Genomic DNA, 22,048 nt, shown 5'->3' on the forward strand with positions numbered 1-22,048 from the left:
CGAGAAAAAGAGAATGGCAAAACAACTTTTTTCACATGATATATATAAAAAAGTGGGGATGAACATGAACGTATTTTCGTTGCTTTTGTCTTTAGTTCTAGTCGCTGCAACTCCAGTACAACGTATACATGACGATATTGTTTGGCACGTTCCCGTCAATGAAAAAATGGTTGCGATTACGTTTGATGACGGCCCAGATATGTTATATACACCTGACATTTTAGCGATTTTAAAACAATACGATGCAAAGGCGACTTTTTTCGTCGTCGGATTTCGTGCTGAAAAATATCCCGACATCATTAAACGACAAATAGAGGAAGGGCATGAAATTGCCAATCATACGTACGAACATCGCGATTTTCGTGGCCAATCAAAAGAAACGATTGTGGAAGAAATACAAAAAACAGAAGAAGTATTGTACAACATCACAGGAAAGCGCCCGACATTATTTCGTCCACCGCTTGGGTATTACAATCAACGCATCTTGAACATCGCAAAAGAACAAGGATATACGGTCGTCATGTGGTCGAAGCATCAAGATACATACGATTGGCAAAACCCCGGAACGAATCGAATCGTCCGCCGCGTCATTCGCCACATTCAGCCTGGACAAATTATTTTGTTTCACGACCATGGAAGCGGTAGCCGAAAACAGACGGTACAAGCATTGAAAGAAATTTTACCGATTTTAAAACAGAAAGGGTATACGTTTGTTACTGTTTCTGAACTGTTAAAGCATCATCCAAATTATCGTGACTTGAATTTATAGCGTCGTATAAGCATATGTTTTGCTTTTTCACAGAAACAGGCTAATAATAAAATAGATAAATATTGGAAAGGGGTAGAGCGATGAAACATTTACAAGATGGGGCAACGTTACATAACGGCGTTCGCATGCCGTGGCTCGGATTAGGGGTTTACAAGGTAGAAGAAGGAGACGAAGTGAGACGAGCTGTTCGAACGGCGTTGGAAGTCGGCTATCGCCATGTAGACACCGCCGCGTTTTATCAAAATGAAGAAGGAGTCGGACAAGCGATTCGCGAATCTGGCATCCCTCGCGACCAAATTTTTGTCACCACAAAAGTGTGGAACTCCGACCAAGGATATGAATCGACGTTGAAAGCGTTCGACACAAGCTTAAAAAAGCTCGGTTTTGATTATATTGATTTGTACTTAGTCCATTGGCCAGTGAAAGGAAAATATAAAGAAACGTATAAAGCGCTTGAAAAATTGTATAAAGATGGGTTTGTTCGGGCGATTGGGGTAAGCAACTTCCAAACTCACCATTTGGAAGATGTTCTCGCCGACTGTGAAATTAAGCCGATGGTAAACCAAGTCGAATTCCATCCCCGCTTAACACAAAAACCGCTTCTTGAATTTTGTAAACAGCATCATATCCAATTAGAAGCTTGGTCACCGCTCATGCGCGGCGGCGAACTGTTGAACGAGCCAACACTTGTCAACATTGCGAAAAAGTATGACAAGACGCCGGCTCAAGTCATTTTACGATGGGACTTACAACATGAAGTTGTCACAATTCCAAAATCCGTCACACCTGAACGCATCGCGCAAAACGCAAACATTTTTGACTTTACGTTAACGAAAGAAGAAATGGATGCGATCGATGCATTAAACGAAAACCGTCGCATCGGTCCAGATCCAGATAACTTTGATTTTTAATTATACATCATCCCAAACCACGCTCGCGTTAAGCGAACACGGTTTGGGATTCCCCTTTTTCCCTCATGCGCTCTGGTATATATACGCAAAACGGTTCACGAAACTTACGCAAGGAAGCCCCTGCCTTTAGGCACGGGGAGGAATTGCACCTTACGCAAGTTCCGCCACCCCCTTTCCATAAGCATATCCGTCAAATCGCTGAATGACTTGGACATATCTATAATTTATTCCTTGTGCGATACGCTTTCCGTCCTTACCTTTAATATCGAAACTTCCAGTCTTTCTACATGCGACTTCGCCAAACCAAACGCCTTGATATTTCCCTTTTGGTACGTTGGCTTTAACCATGTCCCCTGTTTGAAAACCAAAGAAATATTTTTGTCTTGCAAGATAACCTCTTGGGAAGCCATATCTATCTTGGTTTGTACGAGAGCGACTACCACGCCCTTTTGCCTTGATAAATAACACTTCTTTTGTTTTGAAATATAAGTGATTTGTTGTGCTTTCGCCTACACAACAAGCGTCAAAATAATGTGTTTTCGGCAAGTCTAAACGAATACGATTCATTTTTGTTCGTGCACCTGTTCCACACTCGACATCTAATCCTGTCTGCTTTAACACTTCATACGCTTTCCATCTTGTCGAGTTGATAGCACTTGTATCCTTTAATGATTCTTTGACTTGCTTTTGAATGTGCGGATACCCGAATTCTTCTGCTGTCTTACTTCCTTTGCGCTGATTACAGTCATGACAGGCAAGACATAGGTTATCCACTCGGTCTGTTCCACCTCTCGATTTTGGAATGATATGCTCCACTTCAAGTGGAACATTTTCTTTTCCGCAATAACAACACTTCCGCCCAAACTTTTCAAGCAAATACTCCCGTACTTCATATCCTTGTAGCGTGCCTTGTTGATACTCTACACCATTGATTTCAGGATTTCGCATGAGTTGCGTGTCGAATTTGGCATTTTCGTATGATATATACCCAATGGGGCATAACTTCTTTAGGCGGTTAACCCATGTTTGGATATTTTGCACACGACTCTCTAGTGATGACGGCAACCACCCCTCCTTTCGCTTGCGGTTCAGAAAGCGTGGTTTTCTGTATCTTGTTTTTCGATTTCGTCTTGCTCGACGAAAAGCACGCCTTTTATCTATTCTTTCCTTGATGTCTGTGCGATGGTCAAGTTGCCCTAACCATACCACTTCTTGTCCTCGCAAAATCGCTAATCCTGTATGCCTGCTTCCATAGTCGATTTTTAGCCGATATGTTGCTTTAATTTCTGATTCGTCTACTGATTTTTTCAAGATGATGGTAAATGGAAATCGCCTGTAAATCGCCGCCTTCCCTTGTTTCAACAGCTTTCTTGCAACTGCTTCGTGACAAGGAGCAAGCGGACGTTTGTTTGTGTCTAACACAAAAACCATAGGGTTCTCCCCTTTCCTCTGCATAAAGCAGGTCATATTCTCCTCGACCATGTTATAGATGCTTGTTATGTGCAAGACACTAGCGCTACCCACCACGCTTGTTTAACCTTGCACGACAGAGGAACGGGCTGGAGAAGCACCCGAACGTGTCATGACATCTATAACGTAGGCTCTGTTTCAAGCCTTGGTCTGGTCAACATGGGGCTTACAAGCCCATGACTTTAGTCATTGGGTTGTTGACTTTCCATATAACCGCCCGTCACATTCATTATAGACTGATTATCCAGCACTACGTTCGTGCGTTTTTGACGATTTTTTAACATAAAAAAATCTCCACAAGCCATCGTGGAGATTTAAGCAAAATACAAAATATAAATGACCGCTGCAAGCACAATACGGTAAATGGCAAATGGAACGAGGCGAACACGATTAATTAAACGTAAGAAAAAGCGAATAGTAATTAACGCAAAAATAAACGCGCTAATAAAACCAACAACGAAAAATGGTAGCGCATCAAACGTGATGTACTGCCAGTTCTTCAATAACGAAATGGCGCTTGCTCCTGCCATAATTGGCACCGCCATAATAAATGTAAAATCAGCTGCAGCACGATGGCTCATGCCAACAAGTACGCCACCTGAAATGGTCGAACCTGAACGCGAAAACCCAGGCCAAAGCGATAAACATTGAACAAGACCGACAATAAACGCCTGCTTATACGTAATGTCATCTACAGTTTGTGCTACTGTTCGTTTTCCGAAACGATCCGCTGCGATCATCAACAAAGCTCCAAGCACGAGCCCAATGAGCACCGTTTTTGTGGAAAATAAATGTTCATCAATATAGTCTTCAAATAAAACCCCCAACACTCCAGCAGGAAAAAGACCAACGAAAATGTGCATCAGCGTCAAGCGTGGTCCTTTTCTCACTTCACCTTTTCGTAAATAAAGCAACTCAAAAAATTTATCTTTAAACACAACAACAGCAGCTAAAACTGAACCGAGCTGGATGACGACTTTAAACGTATTCGCCCCATATTTTCCTAAAAACTCGCTCGATTTTAGCCACATATCATCAACAATAATCATATGACCTGTCGATGAAACAGGTGCAAACTCTGTCGCTCCCTCCACTAGCCCTAAAATAAGCGCTTTAATTAGCTCTATGATATGCATGTATGTCCATCCTTTCTTGTTTGGTTAAATATGTATAATCCCTTACAGGCGCCTACTCTATTGTACTACAAACATTTTCATTGTACTACTTACATGCGAAAATTACTTAAAACAAGAAAAAAATGGCCACGCACAATAGTGCACATGGCCGTCTTTGTTTTATTTAATTCAATATTTACGCACATATGGGATAACCCATCGATCAATCCCAAACTTTCCTGCATTCGCTCCTGCAACAAGAATAAAAAATAATTATATAACAGATATTGATTTTTTAAATCTGTTATAATACAATGTAGCTAACAAAAGAAACGTGCGAAAGGGGTTTTGTTTATGGATATGTATACAAAAGCTTACCAAAGATACGTTGAAAAATGTCGTGAGTTCGGCATTGAAGCAATTGATTTAATCGAATTTATTCGCAATTTGACAACTGAACAAGTCCAACATATGATCCAAAGTTAAAGATTGGAGTGAAACGATGAACGGAGATACAGATGTAAACGTATAAATCCCCCATTTTATTCTGTAAACAGAATGAAATGGGGGATTTTTATAATTTTTTTATAAAAATATTTTTTATACTTTACTATTAAATATTAATTTAGTATAATTATAATTTGATAATCATTATCACTTCATTGTGTATACAACTGAGAGACAATTCATTTTATTTATATGCTAGAAAGGGGAATAAAAGAGTGGAAAACAAAAACGAACACGTATCCAAATGCCCATTCCATGGGAGCGTGACAAGTCACGCTTCAAACAAAACAACAAACAAAGACTGGTGGCCAAATCAACTAAACTTAAACATCCTTCATCAACATGACCGAAAAACGAACCCACATGACGAAACGTTCGATTATGCGGAAGAGTTTCAAAAACTTGACTATTGGGCGTTAAAAGAAGATTTACGCAAACTGATGACGACAAGCCAAGATTGGTGGCCTGCCGACTACGGTCATTACGGACCGCTATTTATCCGCATGGCTTGGCATTCGGCAGGAACGTATCGCATCGGTGACGGACGAGGTGGAGCATCAACAGGCACGCAACGTTTTGCACCGTTGAACAGCTGGCCAGACAATGCGAATTTAGATAAAGCACGTCGCCTGCTGTGGCCGATTAAACAGAAGTATGGCAATAAAATTTCGTGGGCGGACTTAATCGTATTAGCTGGCAACGTAGCCATTGAGTCGATGGGTGGAAAAACGATCGGGTTTGGCGCTGGCCGTGAAGACGTATGGCATCCAGAGGAAGACATTTATTGGGGTGCGGAAAAAGAATGGCTCGCTTCGGAACGTTATACAGGCGATCGTGAGTTAGAAAATCCGCTTGCTGCTGTGCAAATGGGACTCATTTACGTCAATCCAGAAGGTCCGGACGGTAATCCAGATCCGCTCGCAGCCGCACGTGACATTCGTGAGACGTTTAAACGAATGGGCATGAACGATGAAGAAACGGTGGCGCTGATCGCAGGCGGTCATACGTTTGGTAAAGCGCACGGAGCTGGCGATGCATCGCATGTCGGTCCGGAGCCAGAAGCCGCTCCAATCGAAGCACAAGGATTAGGTTGGATCAGCTCATACGGAAAAGGAAAAGGACGTGATACGATTACAAGTGGCCTAGAAGGCGCTTGGACACCGACACCCACAAAATGGGATAACAGCTATTTACAATTGCTTTTTGAATACGAATGGAAGCTCACGAAAAGTCCAGCTGGTGCGTATCAGTGGGAAGCAGTGAACTTAAAAGAAGAACATCTCGCTCCAGATGTCGAAGATGCGAACAAGAAAGTGCCACCGATGATGCTGACAACCGATTTAGCGTTACGGTTCGACCCAGCATATGAAAAAATTGCTCGCCGCTTTTATGAACATCCTGAAGAATTTGCTGATGCGTTTGCACGCGCATGGTTTAAACTTATTCATCGCGACATGGGGCCGAAAACGAGATATCTCGGTCCAGAAGTACCGAAAGAAGATTTCATTTGGCAAGACCCGATTCCAGCAGGCGATGTGGAATTAACTGATGCAGAAATCGAAGACATCAAAACGCGCATTTTGCAATCAGGACTAACAGTGAGCGAGCTTGTAAAAACAGCTTGGGCGTCCGCTAGCACATTCCGCAACTCCGATAAGCGCGGCGGAGCAAACGGTGCGCGTATTCGACTCGCTCCGCAAAAAGATTGGGAAGTAAACGAACCAGAGCGACTTGCCAAAGTGCTTTCCGTTTACGAAGATATTCAACGTGAACTTCCGAAAAAAGTGAGCCTTGCCGATTTAATCGTACTTGGCGGTAGCGCCGCTGTCGAGAAAGCTGCTCGCGACGCTGGTTTTGACGTTCGTGTACCGTTTATGCCTGGGCGCGGCGACGCAACCGAAGAACAAACAGATGTCGAAAGCTTTGCTGTATTAGAACCGGTTGCGGACGGATTCCGTAACTACCAAAAGAAAGCATACAGCGTCACGCCTGAGGAGCTGCTTGTCGACAAAGCGCAGTTGCTTGGCTTAACCGCTCCAGAAATGACTGTATTAGTTGGTGGATTGCGCGTGTTAGGGGCAACGTATCGCGACCTTCCTCACGGTGTATTTACGGATCGTATCGGCGTGCTAACGAACGATTTCTTCGTCCACCTCGTCGATATGAGCTATGAGTGGGTACCAAAAGAAGATGGCTTGTACGACATTCGCGACCGGAAAACAGGAGAAGTTCGTTGGACTGCCACACGTGTCGACTTAGTGTTCGGTTCGAACTCGATCCTCCGTTCGTACGCCGAATTTTACGCCCAAGACGACAACAAGGAAAAATTCGTCCGCGACTTTATCAAGGCTTGGGTAAAAGTGATGAACGCTGACCGCTTTGACCTGCGGAAAAAAACAAAAGCATCCGTTACAGCATAAAACCAAACAAGCAGGCGGACGATTGTCCCCTGCTTGTTTATTTCTCATAAATAACGACTCCGTCACGCTTAATTTGCTGTGCGATTTCTTTGTTCAACGAGTCAGCAAACAACACATCGAACGAATAAATACCGACGATTTCATCAATCGCATCGATGACTTTCCACTTTTGCTTTCCTATATAATCGATGCACAAGTCAATATCGGAGTTGTAACGCGCCGTTCCTTTCGCGCGCGAGCCGAATAAAATAACTCGTCGGATCTCTTCTTCACTTTGAAAATATGCCATTAGGCGTTCAAATACGGTTTGGTTAATTCCATATGTTGTCACGATCAATCACGAAACTTACGCAAGGAAGCCCCTGCCTTTAGGCACGGGGAGGAATTGCACCTTACGCAAGTTCCGCCACCCCCTTTCCATAAGCATATCCGTCAAATCGCTGAATGACTTGGACATATCTATAATTTATTCCTTGTGCGATACGTTTACCGTCCTTGCCTTTAATATCGAAACTTCCAGTCTTTCTACATGCGACTTCGCCAAACCAAACGCCTTGATATTTCCCTCTTGGGATAACAGCCTTAACCATGTCCCCTGTTTGGAAGCCAAAGAAGAACTTTTGTCTTGCAAGATAACCTCTTGGGAAGCCATATCTATCTAGGTTTGTACGAGAGCGACTACCACGCCCTTTTGCCTTGATAAATAACACTTCTTTTGTTTTGAAATATAAGTGATTTGTTGTGCTTTCGCCTACACAACAAGCGTCAAAATAATGTGTTTTCGGCAAGTCTAAACGAATACGATTCATTTTTGTTCGTGCACCTGTTCCACACTCGACATCTAATCCTGTCTGCTTTAACACTTCATACACTTTCCATCTTGTCGAGTTGATAGCACTTGTATCCTTTAATGTTTCTTTGACTTGCTTTTGAATGTGCGGATACCCGAATTCTTCTGCTGTCTTACTTCCTTTGCGCTGATTACAGTCATGACAGGCAAGACATAGGTTATCCACTCGGTCTGTTCCACCTCTCGATTTTGGAATGATATGCTCCACTTCAAGTGGAACATTTTCTTTTCCGCAATAACAACACTTCCGCCCAAACTTTTCAAGCAAATACTCCCGTACTTCATATCCTTGTAGCGTGCCTTGTTGATACTCTACACCATTGATTTCAGGATTTCGCATGAGTTGCGTGTCGAATTTGGCATTTTCGTATGATATATACCCAATGGGGCATAACTTCTTTAGGCGGTTAACCCATGTTTGGATATTTTGCACACGACTCTCTAGTGATGACGGCAACCACCCCTCCTTTCGCTTGCGGTTCAGAAAGCGTGGTTTTCTGTATCTTGTTTTTCGATTTCGTCTTGCTCGACGAAAAGCACGCCTTTTATCTATTCTTTCCTTGATGTCTGTGCGATGGTCAAGTTGCCCTAACCATACCACTTCTTGTCCTCGCAAAATCGCTAATCCTGTATGCCTGCTTCCATAGTCGATTTTTAGCCGATATGTTGCTTTAATTTCTGATTCGTCTACTGATTTTTTCAAGATGATGGTAAATGGAAATCGCCTGTAAATCGCTGCCTTCCCTTGTTTCAACAGCTTTCTCGCAACTGCTTCGTGACAAGGAGCAAGCGGACGTTTGTTTGTGTCTAACACAAAAACCATAGGGTTCTCCCCTTTCCTCTGCATAAAGCAGGTCATATTCTCCTCGACCATGTTATAGATGCTTGTTATGTGCAAGACACTAGCGCTACCCACCACGCTTGTTTAACCTTGCACGACAGAGGAACGGGCTGGAGAAGCACCCGAACGTGTCATGACATCTATAACGTAGGCTCTGTTTCAAGCCTTGGTCTGGTCAACATGGGGCTTACAAGCCCATGACTTTAGTCATTGGGTTGTTGACCTCAAGCACAACAAGCCCTAAATCGGGGCCAATAATGACAAAATCCGGTCGTCTCCCCCGAATCTCCGGTTCATAATAGACAATATAGTCATCTGGTAAATACGTTTTTAGCGTTCGAAACAACAACCGCTCCCCTGCTGTTGCACTCGAACGAATCGTTTCCGGAATCGTGTACGCCATCTCAACCAGCTCCAGTGGAAAATAGGATTTTTATACCATTATAATATAAAATAGGTGGGTTGTGGCTAGAAGAATGAAAGTTTCTTTAATGGTCAATAAAATCGCTCACTCGAAAATGGAGTGAGCGATTAATTTTCCGACAAGTTAAACTTCCCAGCTATATATAGCCCTCCTCGGGAATAGTATCTGGGATTATTAAATTCATCACCACAACCTGTACTTAGCACAAGTGATGTTTTAACCTTCCCAAGAATGCTAGAAACGTATCTATCACCGTTCCAACCCCACTGAAAAATAAAGCAATTAAACATACACACCCTTACTTACGATACCATCTGCTCAACGATTTTTTGTTGAATGTCCGATACATTAAATGGAACAATGATATTTTCCCTGAATCCGTGACAAAACATCTTTACAATGGTCGCAAACCGTTGATACGATAAGGGAAAACGACGTTGACGATTCTTCATCAAGTAGGTGAATGTGATGAAAGATTTCCCGATTCGGTTTGTATTGACAGATGAAGCGATTACTCCAAGTGCTGGGCTTGCTCTCGTGGGCTACTTACTGCACCAAACGAAGCTGGATAAACGAGTAAACGCACTTCGGCTCCCAACGGTTCGTCGAGATGTGCACATTTCCCATAGCGACGTCATTCGCTCGATGATCGGCTTGCTTGCCACAGGAAAAACGGATTTTGATCATATCGAAGCGTATCGTCAGGACGATATCTTTTCGACATCAATGGGCATTCGGCACGTACCTTCCTCCCCAACGTTGCGACAGCGTCTCGATCAGCTCGCTTGTCTTCCGATGACCGAAACCATCATTTGGGAGGAATCGATGCGTCTGTTGGTTCGACAACACGCTACCTTGTCCCCTTGTTGGGCGAAAGGGAAAACGACATGGCTTCCCCTTGATATAGATGCTTCCCCATTTGACAACTCCGATACGAAGAAAGAAGGAGTGAGTCGAACGTATAAAGGATTTGACGGTTTTACGCCGTTGTTTGCGTACGCAGGGAAGGAAGGGTATATCGTTCATGCCGAGCTGCGTCCAGGGAAACAACATGTACAAGACAACATGCCTTCGTTTTTAACTACCGCCATCCGTCGAGCTCGTCCGCTGACCTCGTCTCGTCTGCTTGTCCGCATGGATGCAGGAAACGATGCGGAAGCGAATGTGCACGTATGTCTAAAGGAAGACGTGGACTTTGTCATCAAGCGAAACTTACGCCGAGAATCGAAAGCGCTTTGGTTCCAGATCGCTTCGCAAAAGGGCAGACGCGTCGATGATGGACAAACAGAAGGAGTACAAACGTATGAGTTATGCCTTCCACAGACAGCAGCAATCGATGGACACACGTATACGTACGTTCAAGTCACCCAAGTGACGGAACGAACGATGGAACGAAATGGACAGCTGATGCTCGTTCCTGATTACGAAGTCGAAAGCTACTGGGTGCGCCTCGAAGGATACGAGCATGTTCGAATGAGTGATGTGCTCGCATTGTATCACGATCATGCGACATGCGAACAGTTTCATAGCGAACTGAAAAGCGACTTAGATTTAGAGCGACTTCCATCAGGGAAGATGAAAACGAATGCGCTCGTGTTAGTCATGGGAGCATTCGTGTACAACCTTCTTCGCCTGATTGGACAAGATCTATTAAGCGATCCGAGACATCCATTACATCATAAAGTGAAACGCCGCCGCATCAAGACGATCATTCAGACGGTGATCACGATGGCAGGTCGACTCGTCCGCCGATCACGACAGATCTGGATGAAACTGACGCGAAGGAGTGGCTATAGCGAGCCCCTACTGAACATTTACATAAAATGGAGAGAAGGAGCATAACGAACGATTGTTCGCAATTCTGTACTCATCCTAACCCTCTGTCCTTTTTTGTTTTTTCTTTGGTTTATATACCTAAAAAGGATATTTATTTCATTTCCGAGAGTGAAGATGACATCTGTTTTAAACATAAAAAGGGAATTGTGGATCACGCATCCATAAAACCAGCAAAAAAGTCAAAGTCGATGTCAATCCATCACGGATTCAGGATTTTCCGCTAAATCTCGTTTGTTTTCTAACAGTTCATGCATTAACTCTTCCACTGTACCATTCGGAAAGTTTTTCTTATCTGTTGTGATAATGTGATATACATAGACGTCTTTTTGTTGACCGATACGATACACACGGTCTGTCGCTTGGTTTTCAATCGCTGGATTCCACCATCTTGTATAGTGAATGACATGATTCGCACTTGTTATCGTTAATCCGACACCGGCGGCTTTAGGGGAAAGAATCATAATCCCAAAGCCAGGTACCTCATTAAAACGTCGCACAATTTCTTGTCGATTCGGGGTATCCCCATCAATCACAGGAACAGAAATACCATACATACTCATAAATAAACGTTTTAAAATAAAGTGCAATTTGCGAAACTCAGTAAAAATGATAACTTTCTCGTTTTTCTCCTTGATTTTTTCAATGATTTCAATCGTTTGCTTCAACTTAGGGACTTCTGCATATGAGAGATTTTCATATTGTGAGATGATTGCACCTGGGTGCCCATACAATTGTCGCAACCTCATTAACATATTTAAAATAGCGATTTGTCCCATTTCTTTTGTCGCCAGCATGGATGATGCAATATCTTGTTGAATCAGCGATGCTTCCACATAAAATGGTTCCACTACATATTTTTTTGGCAAACGATCATCTAAAATTTGTTGTTTTGTCCGACGTAAATAATAAGGCTGAAGCACTTTTAATAACCCGTCATAATTCATCGTTTCCACGAATTTTGCGCGAAATTCTTTTAACGATCCCATCGCCCCCGGCTGGACGAAGTCCATAATAGCCCAAAGCTCATCCAAGCTATTTTCTACCGGCGTCCCTGTCATCGCCAATCTAAACTGAGCTTGCATCGCTCGAATTGCACGCGAACGTTGACTCGTGTGTGATTTAATATTTTGCGCTTCATCACAGATGATGGCTTGAAACTTAACCTTCCCTAATAACAATTGGTCAATCTTTAATGTATCGTAGCTCGTCATGACAATGTCGAATTGCGAAATAAATTCAGCAGATTTAATTCTCTGGCTGCCTTTATGAACATACAACTTATTCATCAATTCCGGAGCAAATTTACTGATCTCTTCAATCCAATTCTCAATTAAGGCGATGGGAAGAACTAATAAAGTCGGGCCTAATTGATTTTTATTTTTTTGATGCAATAAAAATGTGATGACTTGAATCGTTTTGCCAAGCCCCATATCATCCGCAAGCAATCCGCCTCTCCCTTGATCTGCCAAGTTACAGAGCCAACGAAATCCTTCCACTTGATGATCGAATAAGGTAGCTCGTAACCCGTCTGGAATAGGATAATGATAAAACGACTCCTCTTTAGCAGTATCAACTTTATACTCTAACGCTTCCTCATTATCTTTTATATCAAGCATAAAATGACGCTTGAGAGGCTCATCAACATCTTGCGGCAACTCAAGTAGCTTCCTACGAAGCGCAGGATCTAAATAGATCCATTTCCCGTTATATTCCACGTATTGCTGGTGCGGATGCTTCATCATTAACTCTCTCAGAAACTCTATATCATAAGGAACTTGCATCCCACTCGTTTCATCAAACCATTTTAACCCGGTACCCTCGTGGGAAATTGGCCGAACTCGCTCAATCTGTACAATTCCTTTCACACGATCAGAAAATTTCTCCAAATCAATTAAATAATCATGTTCTGGCAATACCGCTGCCGGGTTCTCAAAAAATAACGGTACCTCTTCCCCAAAAATATGCCGCTTTTTACTTAGATGAACTAAATCTTCGTGAACACGCGGAGTACGAACAAAACGATCCCTTTTCTCCCCGTTTTTAAATCCTTTCTCGAGTAACGGTTGATTTAAATACATCGTTTCTAACTCATTTCTTCCAACAGGAACTAGCTCAATATGATCATGGCTATGCACTTTAATGTCTAAATCATATTGATCAACCACATGGTACGTTTCGTTTTCAAGGAAATGTTCTAATTGGATGCCTGCTTCTTTTGCGAGTTGTTGACAAATGCCAACTTTTTGATACCCTGATTCGTAACTTTGCGAAAGTGCTTTCTTTAAGTGATATACTTTTTCTGGAAGTAAATACAACTCGTCTTTCACATGATAAAAAGCACCGATCGGTCTACCGATTCGGTCTAAATTCCGTCCACTTTTATCAAACAATCGCAAAGCTAACTGCCCCTCTTGCGGCAAGGACTGCAATAATAACTGTCCATCTACTTCTGTTTCTTCTATAGGCAACGATAATGTGCGCAACGTTTCCCGTCCTTGTTCATCACGCAACAGTTCGTAATAATGATCATACGGTAAGACCGAATCAACGAGCACCCCTGCATCGAACAATTCTTCCCACGCTACATATTGTTGAAAGCCGTTATATCGATAATACGTTTCAATCTCCTCCTTAGATAACGGAAGACGAACATCACGAACTGTTTTTCCGTCTTGCACTTGAAACGATAGATGAATCCCGCCCTCAGTCGGTGTCAAAATCACCTTCATCTCTTTCTGCTTCTTTTTGAAGAAGAACATCCCTTCGTACCTCCCAACCAAGTTCGCGACGAAGCCATGCATCAAACTTATACTGCCAATCCCCGTTATGAACTAGCCATCCCCCAGGAAGGGTCAAATCTTTGTTCATTAGTTCGCTTCGTTTTACCTCCCTCGACTTCATCCAAGAGTGGCTATACTTTTCTCTTTCTGCTAACATTCGGTCAATTTTAGGCTGAAAATGTTTTTGAAAAACAGCAGAACTGTAAATGTACACGGCCCCTGTTCCTAATACTTCCATAATGACAACGTCTGAAAAATACATGATAAGCGTCGAACGCCCATCCGTGACGACAACATCTTCTAACTTACTAATAAATTTTTCCCAATATCTGTATCGCTCATGGTTTTGGTCTACATCCCCAAAAAAATCCTTCATTTCTAACTTCAATATCCATTGAGCAAAGCGTCGCTTTTCTTCCTCCCCTACATACCGCCACAACATCGGTTTCCTTCTATATGTTTTTAATTTCTCAAATATAAGCTTTCCTAACGGTTTAACATGATTCAACTTACACTTATGAATCAATTGATGTGCCATTTTTTGTTGTTCTTCATTTGTTGCTGAGATAAACAGTTCTTTGTAAAGCGATTGTTCTTGAAGAAAAAATTGTTCATCTGCTAAATTAAAAATTTCCATTAAAACTAACTTGAAAAGTGGGAAGTTTTTCTTCAGATAGAACGTCTCTAACTCCTCTAAAATCCCTTTTTCGCTCCCATATGCTTCGGTTGCTAAATACAAAATTGGATCTTTACTCACTAAAAATTTCCGCCATTTTCCCGCTTGTTTCTCTTCCATTCTTTTCTCAAGCCTCTCTTTATGAGAAGCGTAAGAGTACTTTAAAATTTTCCACAACTCATCTAAGTTGCACGTTTGATACACAACATCCACCATGACACGAAACAACCGACGTTCGTTTTTCGCCGTTTGTTGAAACACATGAATCATTGCTTTTTTTATATCTTCTGGTAATTTTTCATCGTATAAGTTAGGCAAAAGCAGCTTTTCCCGTCTTGATAATTTATTTGCCCAGCGAATGAATGCGGTTTCTGAAAGAAATGACTTGCTTTGGAACTCTTCTTTCAATTGCTCTAATAACCCACGATATTTTTCATTACTATTTTCTATTTTCTTTTCTAAAAGTGGCTGCCGTTTTTCACGCAGCCACCCTTGCAATAAAGACGGTTTATATTCATATCTCATTCGTTCACCAACTTTTCAATGGCTTTAATCGCTTCATCTTCTTTCAGACGGAATAAAAATTCTACTCGTCGTGAACGCTCAGGGTCATATTGTCCTTTTTCATTTGTCAATGGACTGCTAAAGCTTCTCCCATTTGCTGTGATATATTTCTTCGAGAGTTCCCGTTCCTTAAAGTTCGGAAATTGATCGCCATAAATATATGCCAAAACAGAATACGCCCTTGCTTGAGATAGAGACATATTGTACATGTAAGTCCCTTGTTTATCTGTATGCCCTTCAATAATAATGCTAGAAATTTCGTTTCTAAATCGATCTTGCAATAAAATCCCTAAATATTTCGGAATAAATTTTTTGAGAAATACTTTCCCTTCCTCTGAGATTTCTGAAGAATTTGTTTTAAACAATATACTTCCTGGAAAACGAATCGCCCCGGTTTGTTGATCAATTTCGATAGACATATTCGATTTTTTAAATTCTTCTGTTAGTGCTTGAATAATTTCTGTCTTAACACTCACCACTTCTTTAATTTGCTTTTCTTTTTTTTCAAGTAGCTCACGATAATCAAGAATAACAACCATAAGCAGCAGGGCAAACACCATGAGCATTGCACTCATAAGATCAGCATAAGACATCCAGTAGTTTACCTCTCCTCTTTTTCTGTACCTCATGATGCTGCCCCTGCTTTCATCTTATCGAGATGTTCTACCACTTCTTCAAACGTATCAATGAACTCTGATTGTACTTCACTAAATTGGTAAACAAGATTGCTTACTTCTTGTACCGCTTTCGTCAACGTCTCATCGAAATGGTGATACGTTTTACTTAAACCACTATCAACGTTTTCAGCGAAATCTTTCATCGACAAATGTAACGCATCTGTTATTTTTGTGAGTTGTTCTTTCGTCGTTGTCCAATTTTCTTCAAGTACACTTAGCTGCTTTGTTATGTCTTGCATATACATTTTCGTTGTTTGCAATGCATTTTCTACCGTTTCGTTCGTTTGTGTTCTTAGGTGAACAAGCTCAGGCAACAATTCATTTTGTATCTCCTGCATATGTAACAGCTGCTCTTGTAGACGCCTAATATCTCCAGCTACATCCTTCAACTCTGGAGCTAAAGGTGTCAACACAGAAACAACCGACTGAATATTGGTTAGAAGAACCTCCGATTCTTGTAGTGTCTTTTGCTGCATGACAAGCGAGCGTTCAAAGCGTTCGGCCATTTCTTTGAATGAATGTGATAAAGAGTCCGAAGTCGTCACGATTTGTTGAAGGAGCGTTTCATACTTTGCCTCTAACTGAGCGTTAAATTGCTTAAATCCTTCGGTTAAGTCGCTATATTTCTCGACTAGCGTCTGATTACTTTTGACAATTTCATGTTGAACAGGAAGCTGCTCTTTTGTCATTTGTTGAATATGTTGGAACGTCAATCCTAAGTTCTCCATGACACTCGCTGTTTCTTTATAATGATTTCTCATTCCTTCTAACTCAAGGGTCATCTTCTCAAATTGTTCAAACATTTTTTCTGTACGTTCTAGCGTGGTTGCTTGACTCTTTTCCGTACTTGCAAAGTTTTCAATTAATCTCTCAACCGTTATCATCATTTGTTGTTGAAGACTTTGTGCATCTTGAACGAGTGTAGTAAAGTGCGTAATCGATTGCTGCGTTCCACCGGTAATTTGATCAACTAATCGACTCGTGACGTCATGGCTCGTATTTTTTGTCAACTCGATTTGTGACTCAAGTAATTTAGACTGATTTTCTACCCCTGCTTGCAATTTAGCGAACTGATCGGTTAACTGACTAAACGCCGATTGTATATTTCCTTGTGAATGTTGAATCGTCGCTACCACCGGCTGCATCGCTCTTTCCAATGCGTCTGTTAACAATGTTTTTAAATGATCCGCTTGATTTCTCGAGATTTTCTCTAGACGGTTTAAAAACAGTTCCTCATCGTCTGTACTCAATAAAAAGTCGAGCTTCTCTGAATGCCAATCAATAGCTTTATCAAGCCGCCCGCTGATCCAGCGGTCAAACACTGTCCATAACAACGATAAGGAAACTCCCCATACCGATGTATAAAAGGCCACTTTCATTCCACCTAACAGACTGCCTATTCCAGAGCGCAACGCTTCTGTACCTCCAGAATTATTCAACTCAGAAAGCCCCACGGACAAACCAATGAACGTACCAAGCACCCCAATGCTGACGTGAATACCTGCTCCCATGTCCATTAAATGACGATATCCCATGTGATAATGCATCACATCGAATCCAAAAAACGGATCCACTTTGATACGCTCATCCTCATTTTTTTGTGACACTCGCTCATAATAGCGCTCCCATAACTCTTTATATTTCGATTTTTTCACATTTGCAAAAAGAGCATGTAACTCTTGATCGATTTCACTAGGAGCGACACCACTTGAACGAGTAAGTTCCATGAGCTTCGGCTTCAAATAGTTCATTACATCCATTTCCTTTTTAATTCTCATAAACTGAAAAATAATCATGGAAATAAACAAGAACAACTGAAAATAAAGAAAAATATCCGTAAACCCTTTATTTCCTATTTTATCAATAAGTGAAAACAAATGTTCAAAAACAGTATACAACGCTTATCACCTTCGCTCTTCTAGTGGAATTAGTAGATTATTAACAACATTATTTTACATATTCTTTTCATAGAAGTTAATACTTTTTAGTTGGAAATGCTAATTTAACTATGTACAAAAATGATTGTTTAAAGCTATATAGTTTCTCTCATTACCTTAGGGCAACTCTACATGGAGAGGCGGGCATGATAGCTTTGTTAGGCGGAGCCAGCTATTGATATTGCTGGCTTCTTGGCTCGTAAGTCATGCCCGTAGAGGCTCCATGTCAAGTTATTACTATCCACCACTTAATAACATAATTATCCATAAAATCATTTTTGTACATCACTATGCAATCAAAATTGTGCATTCTTATTTTGACATTTACACTTTTTAGAAACGCAAGATTGGTATTTCGTAACAATTTGTCGTAAAAAACGTCGCGAAGAAAAGGTAACTATTCATCCCGATAGTAGTATGTAAAGGAGCGCAACACAAATAAGGCATCCCCGTAATAGAAAATGCCCTAAGTGGTAGAAAGAACACGATCGAGCGTTTCGCCTGTCAACAGAAGACATAACGAATCCCACACGTTTTTTTCGTGTTTCGTCAGTGTGGAAACGATGCTTCTTGTGATACAAAAAGACTGGGCGAATGTTTCTTCGCGAAACGTACCCGAAATGTTCTCTTTGACTTTAACCATGCGAAGATCGCGTTCGGCTTGGTTGTTGTCAAAGGGAACATGCACTTCACGTAAGAAACGCAACACTTCTTCCTTTCGTTTTTGAAGGCGCCGAACAAAAGCGAGTGCTTTTTTCGGAAGAGGCGTGGTCGTTTCCAATCGGTTTTGTGCTCTTTCTAGGATGCGATCATACACTCGTTCCCATCGTTTCGCTTCTTCTTCGGAAAGCGCACCGTGATGGGCTTCGACAGCCTGTTTGGCAGCTAACAGAAACGTCGTCATGCGCGATGCCCACATATGCCCTTGTTCGATGAAGCCTTTTAACTCACGCAAATGATGGGCGTGACAAAGGGCATGGGTGGCTTGCGTGTATTTCGGATACGTACCGAACCCATCATGCATCATCGTTCCTTGATATCGGGGAAGAATCCCAATATCATCAGTCGCTTTCTTTCCACGAGAAACGTGAGGAGCCAAGTACGTATATTTCGATGTACACGCGACATGCACCCATGCGAGTTTCCCATTGATGCGCAAACTCGTTTCATCGACATGCAGGATGTTGGATTCAAGTAAGGCGTCTTCGATGACGTCCATATTTGATTCCAGCGCTTCGCGTCCTCGTTTCACCATATTGGCAAGAGTTCCCGTACTAATCGAGTGTTGATATAACGCTTCGATTGTATCACTTAAACGCTTGTACGGGATCAATTGGATATGATGTAAATAAACAACGAGCGCCGTGAGCCGTGGACCGTATTGCACATGATTCGTGACATGGGATGGGAATTCGGCTTGTTGAACACATCGGCAATGTGGACACGATTTCACTTCACGTTCATGTTGTGTCACCTCGATCGGCACAGGAGGGACATCAAACACTTGACGGATATCGACTTTGAACGATTTGACTTCACGCAAAGAAGCCCCACATCCTTGACACGTATGCACACGGTGGACGACACGATGATGTGGATGTTCCACTTGACGGAGCGTCGTTCCTTGATGTCCTTCTTGTCCGCCTGGCTTGTTGCCAGATGGTTGACGAGAAGAACGTGTGTTGGCAAAACGGTCAGAAGATGGGGGCAAATGGCTATTGGAGCTGTTTTTTTTCGTGCGTGCTTCCAGCTCTTGAACACGGTACTTCAGTTGTTCATTTTCTTTGCGTAGTTGTTTGTTTTCGTGACGCAAATGTTCATTTTCTTGAACGAGTTGATGAATGAGCTGTTTTTGTTGTTGAACTTTGCCGATTAAGCTCTCAACTGTAAATACAGCTTGTTGTACCGTCAACATGCGATTCACCTCCTTGTCTATCAGTATTCACATCATAGACAGGGAAAGAAGAAAATATTCAGCTCACTTTATGATGTGGCTGAATAGTTACTTTTTTCTTCATACTTGCTTTCCTCCTCGTTTTTTTAATTATCCCCAAAATTACCAATATACTATAAAATTGGTAGATTTATAACAGCGAACAGTGAAAGGCACTGTTCGCTATAAGTCGATACAAGATCCATTTCCCACACAAAATAGATTACAATTCGAAAAACGCGAGATCCTCACCGTTACTTGAAGGAATTAATGTACGTCGGTCAAGAAGTTGATTTCCCCATTCGCACGACGTTTCGGAAACAAACCCACAAGCGTGACAAGCTGCACCGTTAGCGAACAGTGACAGGTACTGTTTGCTAGTATTTATATCTATGCTTAAACTGTTCCCCCATTTCTATCTTTCGACAAAAGACGATTTTTTATATAAAATTAATGAAATTTACTGTAAAATATACATAGAATGTATTTTAATCCCCTTCGTATGCAACTTTTGAAAGCCTAAATATATTTTTGGAACTATAGTCCTGCGGTAATATGTCAAGGTGAAAAATCATCGAAATTGGAAATTCGATTGTCCGATGACCCGAAAAAAGGCAATACTTAAGAAGCCCAGTCTTGTCTTATGTCATTAACTGGGTTTTAATGCAAAATCAGTTAGATCGATACCCCTATCGATCTTCCCCCTTTCTTGGCGTGTAGATTTGACCGTTGCGTAGCAGCGCATCGATCACACGCACGAGTTTTCGAGCGGTGAGGACGAGGGCTCGTTTGTGTTGGTGCTTTGGTACTTCCTCATACTTCTTCCGGTAATAGGTGCGAAACGACGCATCATGCCGTTGTACCGAGTTGGCAGCCTCCACTAGGTAGTAACGGAGATAGCGATTGCCGGAACGAATGAGGGAAGTCTCCTCGGCTTGGAACCGACCGGACTGGTGCTTAGACCAAGTCAAACCTGCATACTTTGCTAAGGCGGCTTGGTTGTCAAAGCGCTCGATTTGTCCAATTTCGGCTAAGATGCCAGCGGCGTAGACCGGACCAATGCCGGGAATCGTTTGTAACGTATTTGGGATGCCTTCCAAATGGCGAGTAATCGCTTTATCTAGCTCTTTAATTTGCGCTTGAAGGCTACGGATGGATTGAATCGATAGCCCTAAAAGCAAGTCGATGGAATCCTCGACACATTTGGAAAGCCGATACGACGAACGAGCCGCCTTTTGAATGGACTTGGCGATGCATTCCGGATCGGCAAAGCGATTGCGTCCTTTTTGGCGCAAGAAGTCAGCGAGCTGTTGCACGTCCATCTGACTGATTTCGTCTAAGCTAAACGACTCGAGAAGAAGCTCTAAGATGGCATGTCCGAACACGGAGCTGTCCACCTCTTGGGTAAAGGAACTGCACTTGTAAAACAAGTGTTGGAGGAAGTACTGCTTTTCCCGAGTCAGCTGATGGACGAGATGATAGCGCATGCGCGTGAGCCGTTGAAGGGCGATAAACTGTTCTTGCATGACAGCTGTCACTTTCAAACGGCCAAAGCGAAGCCGATCGGCGATGATCCACGCATCGATGCCGTCCGTTTTATCCAAGTCAGTGTACGCTTCTTTAAATTTGCGAATGAGCTTTGGATTGATGGTAAACACCTTGACATTCCAAGACTTCAGCTCCTCCTGTTGGTGGAAAAACATCGCTGGATGCCAGCTGTAGACCGAAGTGGCTTCCATCCCGATGAGAATTTCGGATGGTTGGAGCTTGTTGGCCCACAGGAGGATTTGATCGCGAAGGAAGGTCGCGCCAAGGAGATGATTGTCCACCTTGAATTGGGCGCACGTGTTTCCTTCTTGATCCATGATACACGTGTATAAGTCCGTTGAGCTCACGTCAATCCCGACGTAGAGTTTCATGAGATCACCTCCAATCGTAGTAGGATCGTGGGGTTGGGACTCTTCGGGATGCCCCCGGACCGCGCCTGTTGACCAGTCACCCTCGCATATGAGAACTCACGTTGGGCCATGGGCTGCCTGGAAGCTGCTCCTTCCAGCATGGGAAACCAACGGGAACAGCCTGCGGGTTAGAAGTCCGAACAGGAGCCGGGGAGACAGACTTTCTAAGTAGTCAAAGCTACAGGAGAGAGAAGAGTGTCCCCGATGATCCTAAGACCATTATCCAAGAACATCGCGAAAAGTCCAACCCCGATGTAGTGCCATCCACGGGGGAGGGGCGCGCCCCTCCCCCGTGGGCAAATCACTTACACATATGCGATTGTCAAGGAGCATATCCAACTGGAAATTCGATTTAAAAATCTTTCTAAACATACTATACG

The 22,048-nt window shown here is 42.4% G+C and carries 15 protein-coding genes and 1 pseudogene; 5 read left to right on the forward strand and 11 right to left on the reverse strand.

Annotated elements, in window-relative coordinates; genetic code table 11:
• The first annotated feature begins 64 nt into the window (after positions 1-64).
• Together NST18_RS08000 and NST18_RS08005 are read left to right on the forward strand one after the other, a co-directional pair.
• Positions 65-769, forward strand: a complete 705-nt coding sequence (locus NST18_RS08000) for a polysaccharide deacetylase family protein (RefSeq protein ID WP_035019183.1) — start codon at positions 65-67, stop codon at positions 767-769.
• 80 nt (positions 770-849) lie between these two features.
• Positions 850-1,680 (forward strand): aldo/keto reductase, encoded by an 831-nt coding sequence (locus NST18_RS08005; RefSeq protein WP_004890037.1) that lies wholly within the window; start codon positions 850-852, stop codon positions 1,678-1,680.
• Positions 1,681-1,830: 150 nt separating this feature from the next.
• Here the strand turns inward: NST18_RS08005 and iscB (NST18_RS08010) are convergent, their stop codons facing one another.
• Together iscB (NST18_RS08010) and NST18_RS08015 are read right to left on the reverse strand one after the other, a co-directional pair.
• On the reverse strand, positions 1,831-3,111 hold the full coding sequence (gene iscB, locus NST18_RS08010) for an RNA-guided endonuclease IscB (protein ID WP_340720757.1): 1,281 nt from the start codon (positions 3,109-3,111) through the stop codon (positions 1,831-1,833).
• Positions 3,112-3,464: 353 nt separating this feature from the next.
• Entirely contained in the window at positions 3,465-4,286 is an 822-nt protein-coding gene (locus NST18_RS08015) for an undecaprenyl-diphosphate phosphatase (protein WP_004890033.1), read from the reverse strand.
• Between the two features lie 333 nt (positions 4,287-4,619).
• Between NST18_RS08015 and NST18_RS08020 the strand changes: the two genes are divergently transcribed.
• Both NST18_RS08020 and katG read left to right on the forward strand, forming a co-directional pair.
• Positions 4,620-4,751, forward strand: coding sequence for a hypothetical protein (locus NST18_RS08020; RefSeq protein WP_006319602.1), 132 nt, complete (start codon positions 4,620-4,622; stop codon positions 4,749-4,751).
• A 236-nt stretch (positions 4,752-4,987) separates the two neighbouring features.
• The gene (gene katG, locus NST18_RS08025) at positions 4,988-7,192 is read left to right on the forward strand and encodes a catalase/peroxidase HPI (RefSeq protein WP_340721329.1); all 2,205 of its coding nucleotides are present in this window, start codon (positions 4,988-4,990) and stop codon (positions 7,190-7,192) included.
• A gap of 37 nt (positions 7,193-7,229) precedes the next feature.
• Here the strand turns inward: katG and NST18_RS08030 are convergent, their stop codons facing one another.
• From NST18_RS08030 to NST18_RS08040, 3 genes and pseudogenes are all read right to left on the reverse strand, one after another.
• Positions 7,230-7,523 (reverse strand): nucleotidyltransferase family protein, encoded by a 294-nt coding sequence (locus NST18_RS08030; protein WP_171700871.1) that lies wholly within the window; start codon positions 7,521-7,523, stop codon positions 7,230-7,232.
• A 61-nt stretch (positions 7,524-7,584) separates the two neighbouring features.
• Positions 7,585-8,865, reverse strand: a complete 1,281-nt coding sequence (gene iscB / locus NST18_RS08035) for an RNA-guided endonuclease IscB (protein ID WP_088223581.1) — start codon at positions 8,863-8,865, stop codon at positions 7,585-7,587.
• A 232-nt stretch (positions 8,866-9,097) separates the two neighbouring features.
• Positions 9,098-9,286 (reverse strand): annotated as a pseudogene (locus NST18_RS08040) (nuclease-related domain-containing protein); the annotation flags it as partial.
• Positions 9,287-9,775: 489 nt separating this feature from the next.
• Between NST18_RS08040 and NST18_RS08045 the strand changes: the two are divergent.
• The gene (locus NST18_RS08045) at positions 9,776-11,149 is read left to right on the forward strand and encodes an IS1380 family transposase (RefSeq protein ID WP_340721331.1); all 1,374 of its coding nucleotides are present in this window, start codon (positions 9,776-9,778) and stop codon (positions 11,147-11,149) included.
• A 185-nt stretch (positions 11,150-11,334) separates the two neighbouring features.
• Here NST18_RS08045 and NST18_RS08050 read toward each other — a convergent pair whose 3' ends face one another.
• From NST18_RS08050 to NST18_RS08075, 6 genes are all read right to left on the reverse strand, one after another.
• Positions 11,335-13,872, reverse strand: a complete 2,538-nt coding sequence (locus NST18_RS08050; protein WP_232467195.1) for a DEAD/DEAH box helicase — start codon at positions 13,870-13,872, stop codon at positions 11,335-11,337.
• Positions 13,847-15,124: a hypothetical protein gene (locus tag NST18_RS08055; protein ID WP_340721332.1), complete on the reverse strand. Its 1,278-nt coding sequence runs from the start codon at positions 15,122-15,124 to the stop codon at positions 13,847-13,849. The genes NST18_RS08050 and NST18_RS08055 overlap by 26 nt, the downstream gene beginning before the upstream one ends.
• Complete coding sequence (locus tag NST18_RS08060) at positions 15,121-15,792, reverse strand: OmpA/MotB family protein (protein WP_088223264.1); 672 nt, start codon at positions 15,790-15,792, stop codon at positions 15,121-15,123. The genes NST18_RS08055 and NST18_RS08060 overlap by 4 nt, the downstream gene beginning before the upstream one ends.
• Complete coding sequence (locus NST18_RS08065; protein ID WP_340721334.1) at positions 15,789-17,618, reverse strand: MotA/TolQ/ExbB proton channel family protein; 1,830 nt, start codon at positions 17,616-17,618, stop codon at positions 15,789-15,791. The genes NST18_RS08060 and NST18_RS08065 overlap by 4 nt, the downstream gene beginning before the upstream one ends.
• 625 nt (positions 17,619-18,243) lie before the next feature.
• The gene (gene tnpC, locus NST18_RS08070) at positions 18,244-19,692 is read right to left on the reverse strand and encodes an IS66 family transposase (RefSeq protein WP_340721335.1); all 1,449 of its coding nucleotides are present in this window, start codon (positions 19,690-19,692) and stop codon (positions 18,244-18,246) included.
• Between the two features lie 707 nt (positions 19,693-20,399).
• Positions 20,400-21,629, reverse strand: coding sequence for an IS110 family transposase (locus NST18_RS08075; RefSeq protein ID WP_064214420.1), 1,230 nt, complete (start codon positions 21,627-21,629; stop codon positions 20,400-20,402).
• Between the last annotated feature and the right edge of the window lie 419 nt (positions 21,630-22,048).

It is taken from the genome of Anoxybacillus sp. FSL W8-0104, from assembly GCF_038004465.1.
Lineage (GTDB): Bacteria > Bacillota > Bacilli > Bacillales > Anoxybacillaceae > Anoxybacillus > Anoxybacillus flavithermus_G.

Bases quoted from the DNA above. Each gene is read 5' to 3' on its own strand.
- NST18_RS08055 (WP_340721332.1), bottom strand. From the start codon at position 15,124: ATGAGATATGAATATAAACCGTCTTTATTGCAAGGGTGGCTGCGTGAA.
- NST18_RS08065 (WP_340721334.1), bottom strand. From the start codon at position 17,618: ATGAGAATTAAAAAGGAAATGGATGTAATGAACTATTTGAAGCCGAAG.
- NST18_RS08020 (WP_006319602.1), top strand. From the start codon at position 4,620: ATGGATATGTATACAAAAGCTTACCAAAGATACGTTGAAAAATGTCGT.
- NST18_RS08075 (WP_064214420.1), bottom strand. From the start codon at position 21,629: ATGAAACTCTACGTCGGGATTGACGTGAGCTCAACGGACTTATACACG.
- iscB (WP_088223581.1), bottom strand. From the start codon at position 8,865: ATGGTTTTTGTGTTAGACACAAACAAACGTCCGCTTGCTCCTTGTCAC.
- iscB (WP_340720757.1), bottom strand. From the start codon at position 3,111: ATGGTTTTTGTGTTAGACACAAACAAACGTCCGCTTGCTCCTTGTCAC.
- NST18_RS08005 (WP_004890037.1), top strand. From the start codon at position 850: ATGAAACATTTACAAGATGGGGCAACGTTACATAACGGCGTTCGCATG.
- NST18_RS08050 (WP_232467195.1), bottom strand. From the start codon at position 13,872: ATGAAGGTGATTTTGACACCGACTGAGGGCGGGATTCATCTATCGTTT.
- NST18_RS08015 (WP_004890033.1), bottom strand. From the start codon at position 4,286: ATGCATATCATAGAGCTAATTAAAGCGCTTATTTTAGGGCTAGTGGAG.
- NST18_RS08045 (WP_340721331.1), top strand. From the start codon at position 9,776: ATGAAAGATTTCCCGATTCGGTTTGTATTGACAGATGAAGCGATTACT.
- tnpC (WP_340721335.1), bottom strand. From the start codon at position 19,692: ATGTTGACGGTACAACAAGCTGTATTTACAGTTGAGAGCTTAATCGGC.
- NST18_RS08060 (WP_088223264.1), bottom strand. From the start codon at position 15,792: ATGAGGTACAGAAAAAGAGGAGAGGTAAACTACTGGATGTCTTATGCT.
- NST18_RS08000 (WP_035019183.1), top strand. From the start codon at position 65: ATGAACGTATTTTCGTTGCTTTTGTCTTTAGTTCTAGTCGCTGCAACT.